The organism is Myxococcales bacterium (assembly GCA_016720545.1).
GTDB lineage: Bacteria > Myxococcota_A > Polyangia > Polyangiales > Polyangiaceae > JAAFHV01.
This window is the reverse complement of record JADKKK010000014.1, coordinates 1-15,508: the sequence shown is the minus strand read 5'-3', so window position 1 is coordinate 15,508 and position 15,508 is coordinate 1. Positions and strand designations below refer to the sequence as shown.

The 15,508-nt window shown below is 71.8% G+C and carries 11 protein-coding genes; 10 read left to right on the top strand and 1 reads right to left on the bottom strand.

What is annotated here, in order from left to right; all coding sequences use genetic code 11:
* Positions 1–2 precede the first annotated feature (2 nt).
* From IPQ09_22465 to IPQ09_22430, 8 genes are all read left to right on the top strand, one after another.
* The gene (locus IPQ09_22465; GenBank protein MBL0196939.1) at positions 3–743 is read left to right on the top strand and encodes a hypothetical protein; all 741 of its coding nucleotides are present in this window, start codon (positions 3–5) and stop codon (positions 741–743) included.
* 123 nt (positions 744–866) lie between these two features.
* Entirely contained in the window at positions 867–4,667 is a 3,801-nt protein-coding gene (locus IPQ09_22460; protein ID MBL0196938.1) for a hypothetical protein, read from the top strand.
* Complete coding sequence (locus IPQ09_22455; GenBank protein ID MBL0196937.1) at positions 4,664–5,425, top strand: methyltransferase domain-containing protein; 762 nt, start codon at positions 4,664–4,666, stop codon at positions 5,423–5,425. The genes IPQ09_22460 and IPQ09_22455 overlap by 4 nt, the downstream gene beginning before the upstream one ends.
* Positions 5,426–5,429: 4 nt before the next feature.
* The gene (locus IPQ09_22450; protein MBL0196936.1) at positions 5,430–6,764 is read left to right on the top strand and encodes a FliM/FliN family flagellar motor switch protein; all 1,335 of its coding nucleotides are present in this window, start codon (positions 5,430–5,432) and stop codon (positions 6,762–6,764) included.
* The gene (locus tag IPQ09_22445; GenBank protein ID MBL0196935.1) at positions 6,761–7,312 is read left to right on the top strand and encodes a hypothetical protein; all 552 of its coding nucleotides are present in this window, start codon (positions 6,761–6,763) and stop codon (positions 7,310–7,312) included. Before IPQ09_22450 ends, IPQ09_22445 begins: the two co-directional genes overlap by 4 nt.
* Before the next feature lie 10 nt (positions 7,313–7,322).
* Complete coding sequence (locus IPQ09_22440) at positions 7,323–8,408, top strand: pyridoxal phosphate-dependent aminotransferase (GenBank protein MBL0196934.1); 1,086 nt, start codon at positions 7,323–7,325, stop codon at positions 8,406–8,408.
* Positions 8,409–8,498: 90 nt separating this feature from the next.
* The gene (locus tag IPQ09_22435; protein ID MBL0196933.1) at positions 8,499–11,006 is read left to right on the top strand and encodes a glycogen/starch/alpha-glucan phosphorylase; all 2,508 of its coding nucleotides are present in this window, start codon (positions 8,499–8,501) and stop codon (positions 11,004–11,006) included.
* 198 nt (positions 11,007–11,204) lie between these two features.
* On the top strand, positions 11,205–12,152 hold the full coding sequence (locus tag IPQ09_22430; GenBank protein ID MBL0196932.1) for an SUMF1/EgtB/PvdO family nonheme iron enzyme: 948 nt from the start codon (positions 11,205–11,207) through the stop codon (positions 12,150–12,152).
* A 38-nt stretch (positions 12,153–12,190) separates the two neighbouring features.
* On the opposite strand, the gene IPQ09_22425 is transcribed toward IPQ09_22430, so the two are convergent.
* Complete coding sequence (locus IPQ09_22425; GenBank protein ID MBL0196931.1) at positions 12,191–12,820, bottom strand: hypothetical protein; 630 nt, start codon at positions 12,818–12,820, stop codon at positions 12,191–12,193.
* A 310-nt stretch (positions 12,821–13,130) separates the two neighbouring features.
* On the opposite strand from IPQ09_22425, the gene IPQ09_22420 reads away from it, so the two are divergent.
* Together IPQ09_22420 and IPQ09_22415 are read left to right on the top strand one after the other, a co-directional pair.
* Positions 13,131–14,348 (top strand): protein kinase, encoded by a 1,218-nt coding sequence (locus tag IPQ09_22420; GenBank protein ID MBL0196930.1) that lies wholly within the window; start codon positions 13,131–13,133, stop codon positions 14,346–14,348.
* Positions 14,348–15,508: hypothetical protein (locus tag IPQ09_22415; protein ID MBL0196929.1), on the top strand; the 1,161-nt coding region annotated here is incomplete at its 3' end. The genes IPQ09_22420 and IPQ09_22415, both read left to right, overlap by 1 nt.

Genomic DNA, 15,508 nt, shown 5'->3' with positions numbered 1-15,508 from the left:
CGATGAGCTCCCGAGATAGCTCCCGTGATCCGCTCGACGTCCTCCGTGAGCGCGCCGCCAAGCTCGAGGCCGAGCTCGCCGAGCTCGAGGCCCGCCGCCGCGAGCAGCCCGGGCTCTCCACGGAGGCGGCCCGGGTCGAGCGCGACCTCGTCGCGAGCCGGACGCTGCTCGAGCGGGTCGCCCCCGGCCACAAGCCCCGCCTGCCGATGCTCGACGCCGTCTCCATCGCGTCGCCCTGTTCGGCGCGCTGGGAGGGGATGGTCGGCGACGATCGCGCCCGCTTCTGCGGCAAGTGCGAGAAGAACGTCTACAACCTCTCGGCGCTGACCCGCGACGAGGCCGAGGCGGTGCTCCGCGCGAAGGAGGGCGAGCTCTGCGTGCGCCTCTACCGGCGCGAGGACGGCACGGTGCTCACCCAGGACTGCCCGGTGGGCGTGCGCCGCAAGCGCATGCGGGTCGTGGGGGCGCTCGCCCTCGGCGGAAGCTTCGCCGGGGCGCTCGCGAGCTTCGCGTATGCGCTCACCGCGACCGCCGACGAGGCGCCCCCGCCGTGCCAAGTCGAGGTCCTGCCCATGGAGCTGCCGACCGACCCGCCCCCGGCCCCCACGCCGACCGACATCGTCGCCCCGAACGCGCCGCCCCCCGGCAAGTGGGTCATGGGCGGGCGCGGCCCCACGGAGCCGCCGCCTCCACCTCACGTGAAGATGGGCCGCATCGCCCGCCCCGCCACCCAGAAGCCGTAGCCCCAATCCCCTAACCGGCCCCCAACCGGCCCCAACCGGGCACCAAAGTGTGGGCCACGCCGCCTCGTCTTCGCCCGAAACCGCTTGTGTGATCGCGCACAAAAGCCGACTCTTCCGCCCCGCATGCGCGCTCGAACACTTGCCCTCTTCGCCACGCTCGGGGCGCTCGCGCTCACGCCGCTCTCCTCCGGCTGCGGCAGGGACCCCGCCGCCCCCAGCTCCTCCACTCTCGTGCGCGATTTGCGTGCGGCCAGCGGCTCGGGCGACGGCGAGCGCGTCGGGCGCTGGCTGCTGGCCGAGCTCTTCGCTCCAGGCGGCGAGGCCAAGCAGGCCACGGAGGCGCGAAAGCAGCTCGCGGCGCTCCCGAAGGAGCGCGGCGTCTACGCGAGCCTCTCGCAGGCCCTCGCCGACGAGGGCCACGGCGCGCCGCGGGCCGCCGCCGACGCGTTCGTCGCGACCCTCGTCGCCGCGCGCGAGTCCGAGGTGCGCGACGGCGAGCGAGAGCTCGTCGCGTGGATGGCCGCCCACCGCCTCGTGGCGCTCCGCGGCTCCGTCGCCGACCTGTGGAAGAAGCACAAGGCCACCATCGACGACCTCGTGGCGCGGCCCGGCCGGCTCGGCTGGCGCGCGGTGGCCGAGCTCGTCGAGTGGTGGGCCGTCGAGTCCTTCGATGAAGTAAAGGTTATTGACAAAGCGTACGACGCGCAGGTCACGGCCCGCATGGGCTGCGTGAAGGGCCTGCGCATCGCCGGGCCGTTCGGGCACGCCACGGCCGCCGATCGCCGCCGCTCGTTCCCCGCGGAGAGCGCGCCGTGGCCCGCGGCCTTCGCCGCCGATCCGGTGCGCGGCAGCACGCCGCGGGTGCTGAAGACCGACCAGACCCGCTGCGTCGCGAGCGCGGTCGAGCCGACCCTCGACGGCATCTTTTACGTGGAGACCTACGTCACCACCGAGGCCGAGCGCGAGCTGCTCATCGCCGTGCAGGGCTCGGTGAAGGTGTGGGTCGACGACGTGCCGGTGGTCGAGCGCGATCTGCGCGACTGGGGCGTGTGGCAGCGGTTCGGTGGGGCCGTGCGCGTGGGCAAGGGCCGGCACCGAGTCCTCGCGCGCATCGTGGGCGACTCCGCGTCGGTGCGCGTCTTGAACCGCGACGGCTCGCCCGCGGGGCTCGCGTCCGACCTCGAGGCAGGCAAGCCGTACGGCCTCACCCCCGCGGTCGCGCTGCCCAGCCCGAACCCGATCGACGCGCTCGTCACCGCGATCGCCCGCGGCGCCGAGCCCGATATCGACCCCGTCGTGCGGATCCTCGCCGCGCACGCGGCGGGCGTCGAGGCGATGCAAGACGTGGCGGCCGTGCTGCTCGAGCCGCTGGTCGGCAAAGACGCGGCGCCGTTCGCCCTCGAGCTCGCCGCGTCGCTCGTGGGGCGCGATCCGGCCCTGCCGGACGAGCTCCGCAAGCGCAGCGAGAAGATGTACCACCAGCGGGCCGCCGCGGCCGACCCGAAGCTGTGGGTCTCGCGCGCGTGGCTCACGCTCGAGGAGGCGGAGCAGCGCGGGCTCGTCGAGTCGGTGGAGCCCATGCGCAAGCTCGTGGCCGAGTTCCCCGAGGTGATCGAGCTCGGCGATCAGCTCGCGCGCATTTACGGCAAGCTCGGCTGGCGCGCGGAGCGCATGCGCGTCGCCCGCGACCTCGCCGCGCGCTTCCCGAAGAGCATGCCGGCGCTCCGGCTCTTGCTCGCGGCCCTCGACGACGACGGCTCGCTCGCGGAGGCCGACGCGGTCGCCGAGCGCGTCAAGCGCCTCGACCCCGACGTCGAGATCGACATCGATCGCGCGCTCGCGCGGCGCGACTGGAAGGCGGCCGTCGCGGAGCTGAAGAAGCTCCAAGCGCGCAGGCCCGATCGACGCGATCTTCCCGGTCGGATCGCCGACGCCCTCACGCGGGGCGGTGATCCCAGCGCCGCCGCGGCCGAGCTCGAGAAGGCCCTCGCCAAGAAGCCCTCCGACTCGGGGCTGCGCCTCCGGCTCGCCGACCGCGCCTACGCCAAGGGCGATGTCTCCGCGCTCCGTCGGGCGCTGGCCGAGACCCTGCAGGCCGGCGGCAAGGGCAGCGACATCCGCGAGGCCGTGGAGATGCTCGAGGGCGCGAGCGCGCTCGAGCCGTACCGCATCGACGGTCGGTCGGTCATCAAGGCCTTCGAGGCCTGGGAGAAGAGCGGCAAGCACATGGACGGCGTGGCCGCGCGCGTCCTCGACTACTCGGCCGTGTGGGTGCACCCGGACGGCTCGAGCGAGATGCTCGAGCACGAGATCCTGAAGATGCAGTCGCAGGAGGCCATCGGAAAGGAGTCCGAGCAGGAGCCCCCGAGCGGCCTCGTGCTTCGGCTCCGAGTGATCAAGCCCGACGGCTCGGTCCTCGAGCCGGAGCCCGTGGCCGGCAAGCCGACGCTCACGATGCCGCACCTCGAGGTGGGCGACTACCTCGAGATCGAGCACATCAACCCCACCGGCCCGGAGAGCTACAAGGGCCGCAGCTACCGCGGCCCTCACTGGTTCTTCCGCGAGGCCGACAAGGGCTACTGGCGCAGCGAGTTCGTCACCATCACCCCGAAAGACCGGCCCCTCGAGATCGAGGTGCTCGGCCAGGTCGCGCCGCCGAAGCTCTCCGACAAGGGCACCTTCGTCGAGCGGCGCTGGCGCATGGACGAGAGCCCGCCGGCGCCCGAGGAGCCCGACAGCGTGTCGGCGCGTGAGTTTCTGCCGAGCGTGCGCGTGGGGTGGGGCCAGTCGTTCGAGGACACCCTCGCCAAGCTCGTCGACGTGGCGAACGACGAGACCCCGCTCGACCCGCGGCTCCGTCGGCGCGCGCTCGAGATCGCGCGCGGCGCGGGCCCGGGCGACCGCGAGGCCCTCGCGCGCAAGGCCTACGACTGGGTGCTCGACAACGTGGAGAACGGCCCCGAGAACGACGGTCGCCGCGCCGTGCTCGGCAAGAGCGGCTCGCGGCAGGCCGCCTTCTCGCACCTGCTCCGGCAGCTCGGCGTGCCGGTCACGTTCGCCATCGCGAAGAACAAGCTCGCGATGCCGCCGCGCGGAAAGATGAGTGAAATCGAGGGGTACGACAGCCTCGTGCTCCGCCTCGAGACCGGCAAGGGGATCCGCTGGCTCACCGTAAAGGACAAGTTCGCCCCGTACGGCTACGTGCCCGCCGAGGTGCGCGGCCAGACCGCGGTGGTGCTCGTGCCGGGCACGCCGCGCGAGACCATCGCGGTGGGCGCGGCCGACGTGACCGACGGCATCGGCATCAAGGGGCGCGCCGATCTGCGCGAGGACGGCTCCGCCACCATCGAGCTCACGCAGTCGTTCACCGGCAAGGTGGGCATCGGCATGCGCGGCGTGTTCGACAAGGTGCCCGAGGGCAAGCGGCTCGATTTCGTCGAGTCGCGCCTGCTCGCGCGGAACCTGCCCGGCGCGCGCGTGCGCGACGTGCAGCTCGAGAACATGACCCACCTCGGCGAGCCGCTGGTGATGAAGGTGAAGGCCGAGGTCACCCAGCTCGTGCGGAGCGAGGGCGCGGGCTTCGCGCTCAAATCGCTGTTCCCCCTGCACCTCGCGCAGCTCGCGACCCTGCCTTCGCGGCAGACGCCGCTGCTCCTCGGCGCCTCCTCGCACTTCGAGCTCGACTTCCAGATCGTCGTGCCCGCGTCGGTCCGCATGCCGGCCGAGCTGCCGGGCGGCACGCTCCGCGACGGGGAGCGCGTGGTCATGGTGAAGGACGCGGTCGAGGGGCACTCCCTGCGGCTCGTGCGGGTCATCGACATCCCCGCGGCGCGCGTGCAGCCGGGCGCCGAGTACGCTGGGTTCGTCGCGTTCGTGCAGAAGGCCGACGCCCTGGTCGAGCGCGAGATCGCGCTCGGGCGATGAGCCTCGCCGGCGCGCCGGATCCCCTGCCGCGCGTGCGCGAGCCGGAGGTGATGGACACGGCCGACGAGGCCGCCGACTACGACGCCATGGATCACGCCGCGGTGAACGCGACGTTCTGCGACGATCTGCTGCGCCTCCGCCGCTCGCCGGGGCCGACCGCGCGCACCCCGACCGCGCGCCCGCGCTGGGTGCTCGACCTCGGCACCGGCACCGCGCGCATCCCGATCGCGCTCTGCGCGCGCGATCCGCACGTGAAGATCGTGGGCACCGAGCTCGCCGACCACATGCTCGCGCGCGCGGCGGAGAACGTGGCCCGCGCGGGCCTCGAAGACAGGATCCTCCTGCGGAAGACGGACGCGAAGCGCGCTCCGGAGGGCCACTTCACCGCGCCCGACGGCGGCCCCTTCGACGTGGTCTGCTCGAACAGCGTGGTCCACCACCTGCCGGAGCCCGGCGCCGCGCTCGCGGCGTGGTGGGCTGGGGTCGCGCCCGGCGCGCTCCTCTTCGTGCGCGATCTGACGCGCCCGCGCTCCGAGGACGAGCTCGCGGCGCTGGTGGCGCTCCACGCTGGCGCGCCGCCCGAAGGGGTGTCCCTCGCGTCGTTCGAGAGGCAGGTCGGGCTCTTTCGCGCGTCGCTGCGGGCGTCGCTGCGGGTGGACGAGGTCCGCGCGATCCTCGCGCCCCTCGGGGTGCGGCCCGAGGCCGCGCAGGCCACGAGCGACCGTCACTTCACCCTCGCGGTCGAGAGGCCGAGGTGAGCGTGTGAGCGCCGGCCGGGGCGCGCCGCGCGTCGAGCCGTTCCCGTTTCGCCTCCTCGAGGGGCTCACGCGCGCCGAGGTCGCCGCCGCGCGCCGGCTACGTCGCGTCGCGGCGCGCGCCATTAACCTAGGTAAGCTATCGAAAGAGCTCGAGAATATTCTCCAGGCCCCTGTCCGCGCGCGCCTCAAGACCGTGCGCCAGGCGACCGCGGCTTCTCTCGCGGCGCTGCCGGGGCAGGCGGGCGGCTCGGTCGGCGTGCTCCTCGCCCCCGCCGATCGCGCCCGCGCACGCGACGGCGCGCGGGTGCTCGTGATCGCCGAGCCCGCGCTCGCCGTGACCGTCACAGCGCTCGCCCTCGGCCGCGCGCCCCCGCCCATCGTCGCCGCCCCCGCCACGCCCGCGCCCGAGCTCGCCGGCGCCCTCGCGGCGATCGTGCGCGCGGTGGCGGCCCGCGCCCACGCCGACGCCGCCCCCGCCGTGCTCCACGCGGGGCCGGGGGCGCCGATGCTGCTCGATCTGGCGGCCGCGGGCACGGCGCTCGCGGCGAACCTGCTCGCGGCGAACCTGCTCGCGGCGAACCTGACGGTGCTCGTGGGCGACGAGGCCTTCTCGGCGCTGGTCGTCGTCGACGCGGCGCGCATGCCTGCCGATCGCGAGGCGCGTGGGCCGCTCGATCCGCCGCCGTGGGCCTTCTCCAGCGCCGCGCTCGCGTCCCTCGGCCCCACGCCGCTGGCCCTCCGCGTGGTGGTCGCGAGCTGCCTCGCGACGGTGGGCGAGCTCGCGCGCCTCGCGCCGGGCGACGTGCTGCTCACCGGGCTCACCGGGTGGATGGCGGCGTCCGCGGAGGAGCTCCGCGCCCACGGCCCTCGCGGCCGCGTCGCGCTCGTGGCCCCTCGGGGCGAGGTCGGGCTCGTCGCGGAGTTGTCGGGACCCGGCCGGCTTGTGCTAAGTGCCGAGCGAGTGGCGATGCCGCTCGTCGCGACCGACGCGACGAGGGAGCCTCCGCCCCGAGGAGGCAACGCCCGCATGGACTCGAAGGACACCGCCGCTCACGCGCAGACCGCGCCTCTGCCGATCGGCGCGCACGACGTGCTCGCCGACGTGCCCCTCGTCGTGCGCGTGGAGCTCGGAGCCGCGGAGCTCTCCGCGAGCGCCTGGGCCGACACCCGCCCCGGTGACGTCATCGCGCTCGGCCGCGGGATCGGCGAGCCGGTCGTGCTCCGCGTCTCGGGCACCGAGGTCGCGCGCGGCGAGCTCGTCGTCATCGAGGGGGAGCTCGGCGTGCGCGTGCTCTCGCGCGCGGGCGCCCGCGCCCTGGGCGACGAGGTGGCCTCGTGAGCCCGCGCTTCACGTTCGCCGCGGCTTGCGTGTGCGTGCTGGCGGCGACGCTCGCCGGCTGCTCGAAGCCCTCGACCGACGCGCCTCAGCCCGCGCCCTCCGTGTCCGCGACGCCGGCTGCCTCCGGGGGCGCCCCCTCCGAGGCCGGCGCGGCCGCCGCGCCCGCCCCGGCGAAGGGCGCGCGCAGCTTCACCGGCTCGTACACGACCACGGCGGTCACGGCCATCACCGTGCCCGAGGGCGCCAAGTGGAAGGGCGAGGACGGCAAAGAGGGCGTCGGCGACGGCAAGCTCACCCTCGAGATCTCTGGCGGTGACGCCGTCACGGGCACCTTCGAAGGCGCGCTCGGCGCGGGGTTCCTCGAGGGCCGCCGCGACGGCGAGCTGGTCACCGCCGCGCTCCGCCCGAAGGAGGCGGACGACAACGGGTTCTACGGCACGTTCAGCGCCAAGGTCACCGGCGACCAGCTCGTCGGCACCCTCGCGGCGTCGCGCGCGAACGCGGGCCTCGTGCGCGAGGGCAAGGCCACGCTCACCGGGAAGCGCTAGGCACGTCCGCATGATCCGCCGCACGCACTACCTCCACTGGGCCTTCGAGCACGTCGGGCGCGCCGAGCTCGACCTCGCCTCCAGCGGCGTCGCCTCCTTCGGTGAGCGCGAGCTGCCGCCCATTGATTCACCTGTAGATTCAAGGGCTTATGCGTGGCTGGTGGAGGCCATCGCCGCTGCCAACCAGGTGCCGGAGGCGTGCGTGGTCCCCACGCTGGGCACCTCGCACGCGCTGTTCGTCGCGATGAGCGCGCTCGTCAACGCGGGCGACGAGGTCCTCGTCGAGACCCCCGCGTACGAGCCCCTCGTCGCCGTGCCCGAGCTCCTCGGCGCCCGCGTGGTGCCGTTCCTTCGCCGCCCCGAGGCTCGCTACCTGCTGGAGCCGAACCAGGTCGCCGCGAAGATGACCGACCGCACCAAGCTCGTGGTCGTGTCGAACCTCCACAACCCCACGGGCGTGCACACGCCGCTCGAGGTGCTGGGCGATCTCGCGACTCTCTGCGCCGAGCGCGGCGTGCCGCTCCTGGTGGACGAGGTGTACGCGCCGTTCGCGTCGCGCTCCCTCGGCATCGCGTCGACGTCGGCCTCGCAGCTCGGGGCCAACGTGGTGTGCGTGTCGAGCCTCACGAAGTGCTGGGGCGCGGGGCCGCACCGCATCGGCTGGGTGGTCGCGAGCGGCACCGTGGCCGACGCCTGCCGCGCGCACCTCATGACCACGGTCGGGCACCTCTCGGTGGGCCACGCGGCCCGCGGCGCGCACCTGTTCCGCCACCTCGAGACCCTCACCGCCCGCGCCACCGTCGACCTCGCGAAGAAGCGCGACCGCGTCGCCTCGTGGATGGCGAAGCGGACCGATCTCTCGTGGAGCGCGCCGGAGCACGGCCTCTTCGGCTTCGCCACGCTGAACAAGCCGCGCCCCGCGGGCGCCGAGACCATGCGCGCCCGCCTCGAGCGAGGCCAACGCGAGCGCAACGTGCTCGCCGTGCCCGGCGCGTTCTTCGGTGTCCCTGACGGCCTCCGGGTCGCGTGGGGGCTGCCCGACGACCGGCTCGACGAGGCGCTCCGGCGGCTCGGCCAGGTGCTCGACCAGCCGTAGCCCAGCCCGCCTTCGGTACCTGTAAGTTCACGTAACTGAGTTAAAAAGCAGGCGCGTATACACGCCGCGGGGCGCGCGTTACGCTGCGCCATGGCCCAAACTACCGATCCCCGCGCGCCCGCCGCCGCCCCCGCCATCGTCGTCGAGGACGACCGCACCGGCATGGACCCGGTCACGCTGAAGCGCGCGTTCCTGGACCACCTGAACTTCTCGCTCGGCAAGCGCACGCACTCCGCCACGGGCCTCGATCGCTTCTTCGCGCTCGCGCTCACGGTGCGCGACCGCCTGTCGTACCGCTGGGCGCAGACCCAAGAGACCTACGCGCGCGAGGACGCGAAGCGGGTCTACTACCTCTCGGCCGAGTTTCTGCTCGGGCGCGCGCTCTCGAACAACCTGCACGCGCTCGATCTCTACGACAAGGCCCTCGAGATCCTCGAGGAGTCGGGGCTGCACCTCGCCGACGTGCTCGAAGAGGAGCCCGACGCGGGGCTCGGCAACGGCGGCCTCGGGCGCCTCGCCGCGTGCTTCCTCGACTCGATGGCCACCATCGGGCTGCCCGGCTACGGCTACGGCATCCGCTACGAGTTCGGCATCTTCGAGCAGGTCATCAAGAACGGCTGGCAGGTCGAGCGCCCCGACGAGTGGCTGCGCTTCGGCAACCCGTGGGAGCACGTGCGCCCCGAGTACGCCGTCACCGTGCACTTCGGCGGCCGCGTCGTGCAGACCGTGAACGAGCGAGGCATGCTCATCGCGACCTGGGTCGACACGCAGCGCGTCCTCGGCGTGCCCTTCGACACCCCGATCGCGGGCTACCGCAACGACACGGTGAACACCCTGCGCCTGTGGCAGGCGCGATCGAGCAACGACTTCGATCTCCAGGTCTTCAACGACGGCGACTACGTGCGCGCGGTCGAGGACAAGAACGAGAGCGAGATCATCAGCAAGGTGCTCTACCCGAACGACCACAACCAGGCCGGCCGCGATTTGCGCCTGAAGCAGGAGTACTTCTTCGTCGCGTGCGCCATCTCCGACATCGTGCGCCGCTACAAAAAGACCCACGAGTCGTTCGATCAGTTCTCCGAAAAGAACGCCATCCAGCTGAACGACACGCACCCGGCGATCGCCGTCGCCGAGCTGGTGCGCGTGCTCGTCGATCTCCACCACGTGCCGTGGGATCACGCCTGGGAGATCACGGTCAACACCCTCGGCTACACGAACCACACGCTGCTGTCGGAGGCCCTCGAGCGCTGGCCCGTCGCCATGTTCGAGCGCCTGCTCCCGCGGCACCTGCAGATCATCTACGAGATCAACCGCCGCTTCCTGCGCTCGGTGCAGCTCCGCTTCCCGGGCGACGACGCGCGGCTCGCGCGCATGTCGATCATCGAAGAGGGCGCCGAGAAGCACGTGCACATGGCGCACCTCGCGGTGGTGGGCTCGCACGCGGTCAACGGCGTGGCGGCCCTGCACACGCAGCTCCTGAAGCGCGACGTGCTGAAGGACTTCGCCGAGATCTCGCCCGAGAAGTTCTCCAACAAGACGAACGGCGTCACGCCGCGTCGGTGGCTCCACCACTGCAACCCGGCGCTCTCGGCGCTCATCTCCGAGGCGATCGGCGACGGGTGGCTCACGAACCTCGACGAGCTCGAGCGCCTGAACCCGCTCGCGACCGACGCGGGGTTCGTCGAGCGCGTGCGCGCCATCAAGCGCGCCAACAAGGTCGATTTCGCCGCGCACGTGCACCAGAAGCTCGGCCTGCGCTTCGACCCCGACTCGCTGTTCGACGTGCAGATCAAGCGCCTGCACGAGTACAAGCGGCAGCTCCTGAACGCGCTCCACGTGGTGCGGCTCTACCTCGACGCGAAGCGCGATCCGAAGACGCTGGAGGTGCCGCGCACGGTGCTCTTCGGCGCGAAGGCGGCGCCCGGCTACCGCACGGCGAAGCTCATCATCAAGCTCATCGGCGCGATCGGCGACGTGGTGAACGGCGATCTCGATCTGCACGGCCGCCTGCGCGTGTCGTTCCTCCCGAACTACAAGGTGTCACTCGCGGAGCGCGTCATCCCCGCTTCGGATCTCTCCGAGCAGATCTCCACCGCCGGAAAGGAGGCGTCCGGCACCGGCAACATGAAGCTGATGATGAACGGCGCGCTCACGATAGGCACGCTCGACGGCGCCAACGTGGAGATCCTCGAGGCCGTGGGCGCGGAGAACTTCTTCCTCTTCGGCCTCACGGTCGACCAGGTGGCCGAGGTGAAGAAGGACTACAACCCGCGGCGCATCTACGAGGAGAACCCCCGCGTGCGCGAGGTGCTCGACCTCATCTCGTCGGGGTTCTTCAGCGGCGACGATCCGGCCGTGTTCCGCCCCCTCACCGACGGCCTCCTCGGGCACGACGAGTACATGGTGCTCGCCGACTTCGAGGACTACGCCATGTGCCAGCAGCGCGTGTCGTCGGCCTTCGCCGACCAGGCCTCGTGGCAGGCGAAGGCGGTTCGTAACATCGCGAGCTCAGGCCGTTTTTCGTCCGACCGTACGATCCACCAGTACGCCTCCGAGATCTGGGACGTGAAGCCGGTGCGCGTTCATCTGAAGGGCTGAGCGCTGATGGGTGAGCGCGCGCGCCGTTTGGTCGGCGCGCGCGCGGCTCGACGAGCTCGCGTCCGCGTGAGCTCCACTCCTCGAAAGGCGATGCGAGCGGGCGTTGCGCCTGCGTGAACCGGGCTACTTGGCCGCCCCGAGCTCCGGCCGCGACCGAAGGGCGTGCCCGCGCGTGGGTCCTAGAGTAGCCTGCTCCCCATGGTGCGCCCCAGTGGTTGCCGGTGGTCAGCGCTGCCGCTGCTCGCGCTGACTCTCGCCGTGACGGGCTGTCCGCTCATCGCCGGACTCGACGAGCTGCCGGAGCGCGCTCCGATCGCGACTCCTGTCCACCGCTGCGACCGACTCGGCAAGCGGAGCAAGCCGGGAGAGGACGGCGCCCTGCTCGACCTCATCCTCTTCGCGGACGACACCTGCGTGTGGATGGACGACGAAGAAGTGACCGTCGGCCGGTACCAGGAGTGGCTCAAGACCAAGGCCCCCGACCTCGCCAAGACACCGCTCCCGCCGGCGTGCAGCTGGAAGAAGGAACTCTCGCGACCTGGCGTCGCTCCCGAGGACGCGTGCGTCGCGTCGATTCCGAAGAACGAGGTTGATCCCCTGAATGGGCGAAAGCCCGTCCGCTGCGTCGATTGGTGCGACGCGTTGGCCTACTGCACTTCCTACGGACGCCGGCTCTGCTTCGGAGACTCGTTCGACGTGACCCTCGTGCCACGCGAGGAGAAGGACGAGTGGCGCCTAGCCTGTTCGCTCGGGGACAAACTCTCGTTCCCCACGCCCGGCGACGCGCCCGGCGAGTGCAACGCGGGGCAGACCGGCGACGGCGGCGCGGGGTGTCGCGTGGACCCGGCCATGGCAACGCAGTGCGGGCCGTCGACGACCGGCACGAGCCCTTCGTGCAGGCCGAGAGCCGACTATCCGGTCGATCTCTCAGGCAACGTGCGCGAGTGGATCGACCTCTGTTCGGTGGGCGACCCGGGAGCCCCCTCCCGATGCCACACGCGAGGAGGCTCCTACGCGGACACGAGCAGCGGGAGCTCCTGCATCGCGTTCGCGTCGGTGCCGAGGGAGACGCGCGACCCGCAGACGGGCTTTCGATGCTGCGCCGCCCTCACGCCCGAAGAGGTCGGGATCATGCGCGCACAGTAGCCCCGGCTCGAGCGGAGGATTCGCCCGGAGGCCAGCGCTCAATCGACCGACAGCTCGTACGAGACGTCCGTCACAAAGGGTTGCCCCGAGGTCACCATTTTTCCGAGGAACTTGAGCTGATGAACCCCTGCCGACAGCGGGGGCAGGAGCAGGTAGTAGCCCGTGGCGAATACAGGGTCGATGACCCCGGACACACCGGACACGCCATTGGTCGTGTAGAGGTTGTCTCCCGGCGGGACGGTGTAGTTGAAGCGTGTCGCGGGCACGAGATAACGCGCGAGGTCCGGGATATCTTTGCCATCGATAGACGCGGTCACCGTCGCGTCCTTGAAAGGGTCTTTCACCGTGGCGAGGAGCTGCGCCTCCGTGAGGATCTCCCCTGCCGGCACGCCGCCGTTGTCGGCGCCCGCGTTGAGAATGGGAAAAAAGAGCGCCTTCCCCTTGGGGATTCGGCACTTTCGCGAGGCCTTGCCGCCGAAGGTGCCCCCAAGGAAGAAGATGGGAGACGCGGCGTTCTGGTGGACGGCGCAGTTCACTCCGGTCGCGTCCAGAATAGGATGCGTCGACCCCGGCGCGCCGAAGAACCAGCGATACCACTCGGTCTGCCACTCGGCGTACGACTTGCCGTAGTGCACCCCCGCAGGGTCGAGCGGGAGGATCGCACCCACACTGGCGTCCGCGGCCGTGGAAGGAGGTTGTTCGCTAGAGTTGCACGCGGGCATCGCCACCGAGACGGCCGCGAGAAGTGACAGGCGGACGACCGTCTCCGCGACACCGCCCGACCTTGCGAGGGACCCCGCCCCCGGCGCGCCGGCGAGGCGTCGTTGTCGGTGCGCGCGTGTCCCGCGAATCTCGATGGTGGGATTGATCATCCGCGAAAACCTAGCAGCGACGTAGGCCCACGACCAGCCTTCGTGCGGCGCGGCCGTCAAGAAATCGGCTGCGCGAGCGGTCGAACAGGGTAAGTTTCGGGCCCCGATGGCGATCCCGCGCGCGCTGAGAGCCTTGTTCGAGCGTCCGGACGCCACCAGGACTCTGGGCCCCTTTCGCCTCATCCGTACGCTGGGCAGCGGAGGGTTCGCCCCCGTGTGGCTCGCCGCCGAGACCCACGGCGAGGTCGAGCTTCGTCTGGCGGCCGTGAAGCTCTTCGCCCTTACGGACTCGAGTCAGGCGTCCGAGCAGCGCCTGCAGATTCTTCAGGAGGCCCAGGCGCTGTGTCGCGTCGAGCACCCGAACATCGTGCGCTTTTATGCGCTGCCGACCGACAGCACGCTCGGTGTCATGGGCCTCGCGATGGAATACGTTGCGGGGACGTCGCTCGACGCTCGGCTCGCCGCCGAGGGTCGGCTCGGCGCGCAGGAAGTGGTCACGATTGGCATCTCGATCGCTTCGGCGCTCGCGGCCGTTCATCGAGCGAGCCTCGTGCACCGCGACGTCAAGCCCGCGAACGTGGTCGAGGCGGGCGGCCTGCACAAGCTGATCGACTTCGGCATCTCCGCCGCCGACGCGTTTCCGCGAGCGGGTCCTGACGTCATCGAGCTCGACGACTTGCCGCTCGCGCCCTCCGCGGCGCTGAGCGCGGCCCTCGCCGACGTAGCGGCGATACGCCACGTCTCCGGCACCTTGGGGTACGTCGATCCAGCGGTCGCGCGCGGCCAGTCCCCCGCCACGCCGTCGAGCGATCTCTACAGCTTGGGTGCGCTGCTCTTCGAGTGCACGACCGGGCGCCTCCCAGCCGCGGCGGGCGGCGGCGAGGGCCTGGACGCCCAAGTGCTGGAGGGACACGCGCGCCCGCCGTCTGTGCTCTCCTCGATGGGACGGTCCCTCCGCTGCTCGCGCGCACGATCGACGCCCTGCTCGATCCCGACCCTGCGCGCCGCCCCGCGTCCGCCGAGGGGGTCGCCTCGATGCTGCACGCGGCACGCCTCGCGATGGGCGCCGCCCCGAGCTCGCTCCCGGACGAAGACCTCGGCCCCTTTCGCGGCCTCGGACGCTTCGAGGGTCAAGACCGGGCGGTCTACTTCGGGCGAACGACCGAGGTGGCTCGCGCGATCGACATGCTGCGGTCCCGAGGGCTCGTCGCCCTCGTGGGGGCGTCCGGAAGTGGAAAGAGCAGCCTTGGCCGGGCAGGCGTGCTCCCCGCTGTCGGGGAGGGGAGCCTCGGCCCCTGGCCTACGAGGTGGCGCACCGTCGTGATGGAACCTGGGGCCCGCCCGCGAGTCGCGTTCTCCGCTGCACTCGCGAGCCTGGGCGTCGACGCGTCGGGCGAGCCGCTCGAGGTCGTCGAGCGCCTGTGCGCCGCCGTCTCGGCCCGCGACGAAGGCGTGGTGCTGTTCGTCGATCAGAGTGAGGAGCTCGTGACTCTGGCAGACGAGGGCGGGCGGGCGCACTTCATCGAGGCGCTATCCCTGCTCGGTGAGCGCGCGCAGGTCGGACTGAAGATCGTCCTGGGCATCCGACGGGATCTCCTCGACACCGTCCTCGGGCTCGGGCGCCTCGGGTCGACCATCGCCCGGGGCATTCTCCTGCTCGATCCGCTCTCCGCCGCTTCCTGGGAGGGGGTGCTCGATCAAGCGCTGGGCGCGTACGGATACGCCTTCGAAGACGACGCACTGCGCGCGGAGGTGCTCGCGGCGCTCGCCACCGATCCAGGCGCTATGCCGCTGCTACAGTTCGCCCTCGGCGAGCTCTGGCGCGGGCGAGATCGCCGAAGGAAGCTCCTCACCCGGGAGGCCTACGTCGCGCTCGGGGGGATCTCCGGCGCCCTCGGGCGACACGCAGACAAGACGGTGCTCGCCATCGGAGCCGCTCGGGTCGACACCGTTCGACGTGTTCTCCTGGCCCTGACCACAGCCGCCGGGACGAGGCGCGCGCGGACACACGACGACCTCGTGTCCGCAGACCCCGACGCCCGGCGGGTGACCGAAGCGCTGGAAGCGTCTCGCATCGTGGTGCGCGACGGGCCGCTGGTGACACTCGCCCACGAGACGCTGCTCAGCCGCTGGGAGAGGCTCCGTGGCTGGGTCGCCGAGGCACGGGAGGAGAGAGCGCTGGCCGAGGACATCGAGGTGGACGCCCGTCGCTGGGCGACCGCGCGCGACGCCACCCTGCTGTGGCGCAAGGCACGACTCGCGGCCGGGCGGGAGCTCGCGACGCGGGGCTCGGTCACTCTCTCGGAGAGCGCGCGGACCTTCTTGCTCGCAGGCCGCGCGGAGGAGCGCCGTGGACGACTGGCCGTGCTCGTGGCGCTAGGCGCGCTCGCGGCGGTCGCCGCCATCGTGGGTGCAGCCTACGTCCGCAGCCTGGGCGTCGAGCAACGGAAGACCGCGCTCGCGCTTCGGCAGGAGCAGGCGACT